Annotated in this window: 9 protein-coding genes and 2 pseudogenes; 4 read left to right on the plus strand and 7 right to left on the minus strand. The window is 65.7% G+C overall.

Features of this window, described 5'->3' with window-relative positions; genetic code table 11:
* The 5 genes and pseudogenes from WB785_RS07885 to WB785_RS07905 form a co-directional block, all read right to left on the minus strand.
* The coding region (locus WB785_RS07885; protein WP_424078285.1) for a pirin family protein at window positions 1–656 on the minus strand (656 nt) is incomplete at its 3' end.
* A gap of 75 nt (window positions 657–731) precedes the next feature.
* Window positions 732–1,856 carry an NDMA-dependent alcohol dehydrogenase gene (locus tag WB785_RS07890; RefSeq protein WP_424078286.1) on the minus strand — a complete coding sequence of 375 codons (1,125 nt, stop codon included), beginning with the start codon at window positions 1,854–1,856 and terminating at the stop codon, window positions 732–734.
* A 79-nt stretch (window positions 1,857–1,935) separates the two neighbouring features.
* Window positions 1,936–2,676: a glucose 1-dehydrogenase gene (locus tag WB785_RS07895; RefSeq protein ID WP_424078288.1), complete on the minus strand. Its 741-nt coding sequence runs from the start codon at window positions 2,674–2,676 to the stop codon at window positions 1,936–1,938.
* A gap of 6 nt (window positions 2,677–2,682) precedes the next feature.
* A pseudogene (locus tag WB785_RS07900) lies at window positions 2,683–2,966 on the minus strand (MarR family transcriptional regulator); the annotation flags it as partial.
* A 34-nt stretch (window positions 2,967–3,000) separates the two neighbouring features.
* Window positions 3,001–4,138 (minus strand): annotated as a pseudogene (locus WB785_RS07905) (sigma-70 family RNA polymerase sigma factor).
* Here WB785_RS07905 and WB785_RS07910 point away from each other — a divergent pair.
* The 3 genes from WB785_RS07910 to WB785_RS07920 all read left to right on the plus strand — a co-directional run bounded on the left by WB785_RS07910 (window position 4,086) and on the right by WB785_RS07920 (window position 6,313).
* On the plus strand, window positions 4,086–4,925 hold the full coding sequence (locus WB785_RS07910; RefSeq protein WP_424078289.1) for a lysophospholipase: 840 nt from the start codon (window positions 4,086–4,088) through the stop codon (window positions 4,923–4,925). The pseudogene WB785_RS07905 and the gene WB785_RS07910 overlap by 53 nt on opposite strands.
* A 129-nt stretch (window positions 4,926–5,054) precedes the next feature.
* On the plus strand, window positions 5,055–5,804 hold the full coding sequence (locus tag WB785_RS07915; RefSeq protein WP_424078290.1) for a DUF2786 domain-containing protein: 750 nt from the start codon (window positions 5,055–5,057) through the stop codon (window positions 5,802–5,804).
* On the plus strand, window positions 5,801–6,313 hold the full coding sequence (locus WB785_RS07920; RefSeq protein WP_424078291.1) for a TIGR04338 family metallohydrolase: 513 nt from the start codon (window positions 5,801–5,803) through the stop codon (window positions 6,311–6,313). The genes WB785_RS07915 and WB785_RS07920 overlap by 4 nt, the downstream gene beginning before the upstream one ends.
* Here WB785_RS07920 and WB785_RS07925 read toward each other — a convergent pair.
* Window positions 6,310–6,453 (minus strand): metallothionein, encoded by a 144-nt coding sequence (locus tag WB785_RS07925; protein ID WP_424078292.1) that lies wholly within the window; start codon window positions 6,451–6,453, stop codon window positions 6,310–6,312. The two genes, WB785_RS07920 and WB785_RS07925, sit on opposite strands and share 4 nt — an antisense overlap.
* A 126-nt stretch (window positions 6,454–6,579) precedes the next feature.
* Here WB785_RS07925 and WB785_RS07930 point away from each other — a divergent pair, with 126 nt between their 5' ends.
* Window positions 6,580–7,236: an O-methyltransferase gene (locus WB785_RS07930; RefSeq protein ID WP_424078293.1), complete on the plus strand. Its 657-nt coding sequence runs from the start codon at window positions 6,580–6,582 to the stop codon at window positions 7,234–7,236.
* A 3-nt stretch (window positions 7,237–7,239) separates the two neighbouring features.
* Here the strand turns inward: WB785_RS07930 and WB785_RS07935 are convergent.
* Window positions 7,240–8,155 (minus strand): NAD(P)H-dependent flavin oxidoreductase (locus WB785_RS07935; protein WP_424078294.1); only part of this gene is annotated, 916 nt, incomplete at its 5' end.

The raw sequence follows: 8,155 nt of genomic DNA on the forward strand, positions 1-8,155 counted from the left end.
GCGGTGAGCCGCACCGCATCGCCCTCGGCCAGTTCGGCGTCGTCACCGGTGGTCGTCATGTTCAGCCGGCCGCGCGCGACGAACAGGTGTAGATAAGGCGCCGCGGGCAGTTCTACGTTCTCGCCCCGCCGCAGGCGCGCGCCATGCAATGCCGCCGCGCTGTTGTGGATGGTGATAGCGGGATCGTGTCCGGCCATTCCCGAGGCGATCGTCGCCAGGCGGCCGGCGAGCAGATCGTCGGCGACCTCGTGCTGCTGATAACTCGGCGGAATGCCCGACACGTCGGGCTGCACCCACATTTGCACGAAACGCACGGAATCGCTGACCGAATCGTTCTTTTCGGAGTGCAAGATGCCGGTGCCCGCCGACATCCGTTGAGCCAGACCGGGATAGACCACCCCGCTGTTACCAGCGGAGTCGCGATGTGCCAACGAGCCGTCCAGCACCCAAGTCACGATTTCCATGTCGCGGTGCGGGTGGGTAGCGAAACCCGCAGCCGGTGCCACCACGTCGTCGTTGTTGACCAGCAGCACGCCGTGGTGGGTGTTGCCCGGGTCGTAGTGGTCGCCGAACGAAAACGAGTGCCTGGAGTTCAGCCAAGACGTCTGGGTAACCGCCCGGTCGGCGGCCCGCCGAATCTGCACGGTGGCAGGCATACCGTCCAGGCTAGCCCGGCGACGATGCAGATCTTGCGGAGGAGTGGGGAAATCAGACCCAGCCTGCGCCCGGATCTACCAGTCGGCTTCGGTATAGCGGATGACACCGCGAATGTTCTTGCCGTCCAGCATGTCCTGATAACCCTGGTTGATGTCTTCGAGTCGGTAGGTGCCGGTTACCATCTCGTCGATTTTGAGCAGCCCCGACTTATACAGTCCGACCAGTCGGGGCGTCTCGACATGCGAGTTGCCGCCGCCGAAGATGTTGCCTTTCAGCGTCTTCTGCAACATCGTGAACAGGAACAAGTTGAGTTTGACGTCGACGTCGGTCATCGCGCCCATGCCTGTGACGACGCAGGTACCGGTCTTGGCGGTCAACGTCATCGCTTCTTCGATCATTTCGCCGCGCATTTCGCCGACCGCGATGATGGTCTTGTCGGCCATCAGGCCGTAAGTCAGATCGATCATTGGCGCGATCGCGGCCGCCATCGACTCGTAGACATGGGTGGCGCCGAATTTGATGGCCTGCTCGCGTTTGAACTGATGCGGATCGATGGCGATCACGTGTTTGGCGCCGGAGAGCACCGCACCTTGCAGCGCGCTCATCCCGATGCCGCCGACACCGACGATCGCCACCGTCTCACCCGGCGCAACCTGGGCAACGTTGGTGGCCGAGCCGAATCCGGTCGGAACCGCGCACCCCAGCAGCGCAGCCGACTCGAACGGCACAGCGGGATCGACCTTGACGACCGAATCCTTGTGCACGGTCATGTACGGCGCGAACGTGCCCAGCAGGTTCATCGGCGACACGTCGTGGGACCCGGCCCGCACCCGGCAGGTGCCGTCGGCGATGGCCTTGCCGCCGAGCAACACCGCGCCGCGGTCACACAGCGACCGAAAGCCCTTCAGGCACGGCGGGCAATGGCCACACGCCGGGATGAAGGCCAAGATGACGTGATCGCCCTCGGCGATGTCGGTGACGCCCTTGCCGACCTTGGTGACGACGCCGGCGCCTTCGTGACCACCGAGTGCGGGCAGCCCGATCGGGGTGGCTCCGGTCGTCAGGTGGTAGTCGGAGTGGCACATGCCAGCGGAATGCAGCTGAATCTGGACTTCGTCCGCGACGGGATCGCCTACGTCGATCTCATCGACCTGAAATCCCGAGTTGAGCTCCCAGAGAAGCGCGCCTTTGGTCTTCATCCCAGCGATCTTAGCCAACCGCCGAGAACGCGTTGCAAAACAGGTGTCAAGAAAAGCTTTGAGCTGCGGTGATAGCCGCCTACATGGTCTTGTGTGGCACCCCGATGGTCAGCCCGCCGTCGATGACGAATTCCCCGCCGGTGGAGTACGACGACTCGTCGGAGGCCAGGTAAACGACGCAGGCGGAAACCTCGCCGGGATCGGCGCCGCGGCCCAGCGGGATCTGCAGGAAATCCTCCGGAACGCCGGCTGTCATCGGGGTGCGGATCAGCCCGGGGTGGATCGAGTTGACCCGGATGCCCTGCGGCGCCAGCTCCAACGCGGCGGCCTTGGCCAGACCGCGTACGCCGAACTTCGATGCGACGTACCCATAGAGTCCGGGACTGCCGCGCAGGCCTTCGACGGAGGAGATGTTGATGATCGACCCGCCGCCGGCCGCGGTCATCGGTTCGACCGCTGCCTGCATGCCCAGAAAGGTCCCGGTGAGGTTGACGTCGATGATCTTCTGCCAGTCGGCCAACGGGAAGTTTTGCAGGGTGTTGCCGTTGAGGATGCCGGCGTTGTTGACCAACACGTTGAGCCTGCCGAACTCGTGCAGCGCAACGTCGACAGCCGTCTTCCACTGATCGGGCTGCGTCACGTCGAGGTGGACGAATCGCGCCGCATCACCCAATTCCTGTGCCAGCCCGCGACCTTCGTCGTCAAGGATGTCGCCGACTACGGCCTTGGCACCTTCGGCGACCAACGCCCGCGCATGCGATGCGCCCATCCCGCGGGCTCCGCCACTGATCAATGCAACTTTTCCGTCCACGCGTCCCATGGAGGGTTACGCTACTAGCAGCGTCTGGGCGTGCCTGGGCGCGGCTCGAGGTCGGGCAGGATGAGCTCGTCACGGCCGCCCAAGTGGATCTCGATCCGGTACTCCGGCTGACCATCCCATCCGAAGATCGGCAAGACGACGAATTCCGTTGATGCCAGCTCGGTTTCGAGAGCATGCGTGACCGATTGCAACGTGACCATCGTCATCAGCGTGCTCAGCTCGCGCGTCACCCGGGCGGTCGGTTCCAGCGATGCCAGCACCGTGGTGAGCCGGTCGTGCAGCGACCTGTGCGCTCACCGGATAGCCGGCTCTTCTAGCGCTGGCTCAAAGCTGGGTCGGCAGGCCGAATTTCGCGAACAGCGTGGTGTCGAGGAACGCCACCACATGGGACACCCCGTCCGCGCGCATGTCCAACACGTGCAACTGAAACGGCAGGTGCTTGTCGCCCTCGCGCATATACATCGCAGCGGCGGGCTGTCCGTTGGCGGTCAACGGGATCAGGCGCATATCGCCGGGGGCCTCCGCGGGGCACTGCTGGTGGATGAGCGCCGCGATCGCCTGCGGACCCTGATACCAGCCGACAAACGGTGGCATCTCCCAGATCGCCTCGCTGGTGAACATTTCCGCCAGCCGGTCGATGTCGTAGGCCTCGAACGCAGCGATGTAATCCGCCAAGCGGTCCTGCGCATCGGCGGAATCCGGTGCCGCCAGCCGGTCCTCAGAGCTGAGCCCGACGGCCTCCAGCTGCGACCGCGCACGCTGCAGCAGGCTGTTGACGGCGGCCGTGCTAGCGCCGATTGCCTCGGCCACTTCGGCGGCCTTCCACTGCAGCACTTCGCGCAGCACCAGCACCGCTCGCTGCCGGGGCGAAAGGTGCTGCAGCGCCGCCACGAAGGCCAGCCGCACCGATTCGCGCGATCCGACGATCTCGGAGGGATCTTTGGAGACGTCCGGCAACGGCTCGAGCCACGCCACCTCGGCTCGCTCTATCAGCTCGCCGGCCGGGTCCGAACTGGGTGCGCCCAAGCCCGTCGGCAACGGCCGGCGCGATCGGCCCTCCAGGGCGGTCAGGCAGGTGTTGGTGGCGATGCGGTGCAGCCAGGTGCGCACCGACGACTTTCCCTCGAAACGGTCGTAGGCCTTCCAGGCGCGAAGAAAGGTTTCCTGCACCAGATCCTCGGCGTCGTGCAACGAACCGGTCATCCGGTAGCAGTGTGCGAGTAGTTCGCGCCGGTAGGGCTCAGCGCTGGCAGAAAAATCCGGGTCGCCGCCACGGGCGAAATCTTCGGCGAGCACGCTCACCCGAGCGAGCTTACGCACCGCGTCCGACATGCGGGGTCCGCCCGCCGACGATGCGCGCCGTGGAGCGGCGCGAGGAGGAGGCGGGCAATCGGGCTACGCTGCCCCTGATGACAACCACCCGCGCCGAACGGTCCTTCGACGGTGTGGGCGGTGTCCGCATCGTCTATGACATCTGGACGCCCGACATCGCGCCGCGCGGGGTGGTGGTGCTGTCGCACGGGCTGGGCGAACACGCCCGCCGCTACGACCACGTCGCTGCGCGGTTTGGTGAGGACGGCCTGGTTACCTACGCGCTCGACCACCGCGGACATGGCCGCTCGGCCGGCAAGCGGGTGTTGGTCAAACACATCTCCGAGTACACCGGCGACTTCGACACGCTGGTCGGTATCGCTACCAAAGAGCACCCCGGGCTGGCGCGCATTGTGCTCGGCCACAGCATGGGCGGCGGCATCGTCTTCGCCTACGGCGTCGAACGACCCGACGACTACGACCTGATGGTGCTATCCGGGCCGGCGGTGGCGGCCCAGACCGCCGTGTCGCCACTGCTGGTGATGGTCGCCAAGGCTCTCGGCGCGATCGCGCCGGGCCTGCCGGTGCAGGAACTCGACGCCAACGCGATATCCCGCGATCCGGCCGTGGTGAATGCCTACAACACCGACCCGCTGGTCCATCACGGCAAGGTTCCCGCGGGTATCGCCCGCGCGTTGCTGACGGTGAGTGAGACGATGCCGCAACGGGCCCCCGCGTTGACCGCGCCGCTGCTGGTCGTGCATGGATCCGAGGACAGGCTGATCCCCGCAGACGGCAGCCGCCAGCTGGTCAAGGCCGTCGGCAGTTCCGACGTCGAACTAAAGGTCTACCCGGGTCTGTATCACGAGGTGTTCAACGAGCCCGAGCGTAATCAGGTGCTCGACGACGTGGTCTCGTGGATCAACGCAAGACTGTGAGCCGCCGCAGCGGAAAGTCGTACGGTTCCTTTAGTTTGGTGACATGACCCGCGCCGGCGACGATGCAGTGGGGGCACCTCCCAGCCGCGTAGCGGCGAGGGGGACGAAGCGATGAGGAGGAGCGGCGCCATGACTGACGACAAGATGCTGGCGCGGATCGCCGCCCTTTTGCGTCAGGCCGAAGGCACCGACAACGCCCATGAGGCAGAGGCGTTCATGGCAGCCGCGCAACGGCTGGCCACCGCGACGTCCATCGACCTGGCGGTGGCCCGATCGCACGCGGACAAGCGGACGCCCGCCCAGGCGCCGACCCAGCGCACGATCACTATCGGCGCGCCCGGAACCAAGGGATTGCGGACATATGTGCAGCTCTTCGTGGTGATCGCCCATGCCAACGACGTCCGCTGCGACGTGGCCTCCAACTCGACGTTCGTGTACGCCTATGGGTTTGCCGAGGACATCGATGCCACGCATGCGTTGTATGCCAGCTTGGTAGTTCAAATGGTGCGCGCGTCGGATTCCTATATCTCGTCGGGTGCGCACCGGCCCACCCCGACGATCACCGCACGGCTGAATTTTCAGCTTGCCTTTGGCGCCCGGGTTGGTCAGCGGTTGACCGAGGCGCGTGAGCAAACTCAGCGAGAAGCGAAGAGAGATCGTCGCCGTCCACCGGGAACAGCGATTGCGCTGCGGAACAAGGAGATCGAACTTCGCGATCACTACCGGAGTGCCTCGCAGGCGCGGGGCACCTGGCAGGCCAGCAGGGCTACTGCGGGATACTCCTCGTCGGCGCGGCGGGCGGGGGACCGAGCGGGCAAGCGGGCGCGACTGGGAAGCGGCCCAGAACTATCCGGAGCGCGGACCGCGCTGGATCGGTGAACGCCGAGGACCCGGCCGCGCGGGACTGGCAGCGTTCGAAGGTCTACGCCGCTGAGGAGTTCGTCCGGACGCTGTTCGACCGAGCCGCCGAACACGGGAAAGCCAGCGTGGAGTTCTTCGGTGAGCAGTTGACGCTGCCGCCAGAGGCGCGGTTCGCGTCGGTCCCGGCGGTGCAGCGTTATGTCGACGAGGTGCTGGCGCTGCCGACGGTACGGCGCCAGTGGCCAAACGTGTCCCCGCTGAAGGTGCGGGCACGGCGGGCGGCCACCGCTGCTCACTACGAAAACCATGACGGCGCGGGCATTATCGCGGTTCCCGACCGTGCGACGGCTGGCTGGGCGATGCGCGAACTGGTGGTGTTACACGAAATCGCACACCATCTCTGCGATGCACAGCCGCCGCACGGATCGCAGTATGTCGCAACGCTATGCACGTTGGCCGAGCTGGTCATGGGGCCTGAGCTCGGGCACGTCCTGCGGGTGGTCTACGCCAAGGAAGGCGTGCGCTAGCTGACCGCGACCATCTCATCGCCGCAGGTGCACCGATACGGCTGGTCCGCACCGGCACAATGGCATTCGGCCTCAATACGAACTCGGCAGCCGCACCCGTCGTGGGAGCAAGTCAACAGTGTTCCGGCTTCGTTTGTCATCTCTTTTACCCTTACCTGTCTCGGGATTCAGTGGACATCACGACTGTAGCATATACCCCCTGGGGGTATCGGGTAACGATGTTCATCCGGTGGCGATCGGCGAAGGCGGCGGGCTAGCGTTGGCGCATGACCCAGAATCCGAGCCCGGCCGACGTTGATGCTTTCTTGGATACCACCGTGGTCGGCGACGATCCGGAGTTGTCTGCAGCCCGGGAGGCCAGCGATGCGGCAGGGTTGCCGCAGATCGCGGTGTCCACCCAACAAGGGAAATTCCTGAGCCTGTTGGCGGCCGCGATCAAGGCGCGCCGCATTCTGGAGATCGGCACACTGGGCGGCTACAGCACGATTTGGCTGGCTCGCGGCGCCGGACCCGACGGACGGGTGATCACGCTGGAATACGAGCCCACACATGCCCAAGTGGCGAAGGCCAACATCGACCGCGCTGGTCTTGGCGATCGGGTCGAGGTGGTGGTCGGTCCCGCGCTGGAGACTCTTCCGACGGTGACCGAAGGCCCCTTCGACCTGGTGTTCATCGACGCCGACAAAGTCAACAACGCCGCGTACCTGGAATGGGCCGTTCGGCTGAGTCATCCCGGTTCAGTTATCGTGGTGGACAACGTCATTCGGGAAGGCGCGATCCTGTTACAGAACTCCGACGATATGGTGCGGGCAACGCGGCAGACGCTGGAGATCATGGGTCAGCACCCGAAGCTTGATACCGCGGTGCTCCAGACCGTCGGATCGAAGCACTGGGACGGGTTCGCCCTGGCCCTGGTGAAGTAAGCGTTAGGGCGCTAGGTCGTTGACGGCCTGCTGAGCCGATACGATTTCGCCGATCCGTAACGCGCTGTCACCGGCGTAGAGCGCCCCGGTGTCCACCGACGAGTCGGGCATGCCGGCCAGCGGCGCCAGAGGTGTGAACACCGGCAACCTCGGTGACTGCACGCGGATGAGCGGGCCGGCGTCGAAATACCCGAGCACCGCTAGCCAGCGGCTGCCGGCGTTAATGGCAGCCGGCAAGGCCTTGGCGGTGCCGTCGCTGCGGCACCACCGCCGCGTAGCGGCATTAGGGATCACGCGATGCCGAAGCGGCCAGCTCAGACCGAAGAGCGTGGTTTCCATGGTTGTTTCGGCGTCGAGGATCCGTCGCTGATACTCGGGATGAGCATTGGCTTCGTGCGTCATCAGAAACCGCGTTCCGGCAATGACGCCGTCGGCTCCGACGTCCAGCGCGGCGCGGGTGTCTGCGGCGGTGGCGATTCCGCCGGCGACAAAGACGGGCCGTTGACCGGCCGCCGCACGCGCGTGTGGCAGAAAGTCGAGCGCCGGCATGGTGCCGACGAGATGGCCGCCGGCCTCTTGTCCCTGTGCGATCAAACCGTCAGCGCCCCAACCGATTGCCTGTCGCGCTTGCGCTTGGGTACCGACCATCACGAAGACGAAGATTCCGGCACTGTGCAGCTGCTCGACGATACCGCGATCGCCACCGAAGGCCACCACTACGACATCGACGCGCTCGTCGACGCACACCGCGACGTGGCTACGACGGGTGAAGTGCATCAACAGGTTCACCGCGACGGCGCGCCCCGGTGCCTGCGCGCGAACATGATTGATCGCCGCTCGCAACTGACCGGGCCCCGCGATCCCCAGCGTCCCCAGCCCGCCCGCCTTCGCCACCGCACCGGCCAGCCGCCCGCCGGCC

The organism is Mycobacterium sp. (assembly GCF_049585075.1).
Lineage (GTDB): Bacteria > Actinomycetota > Actinomycetes > Mycobacteriales > Mycobacteriaceae > Mycobacterium.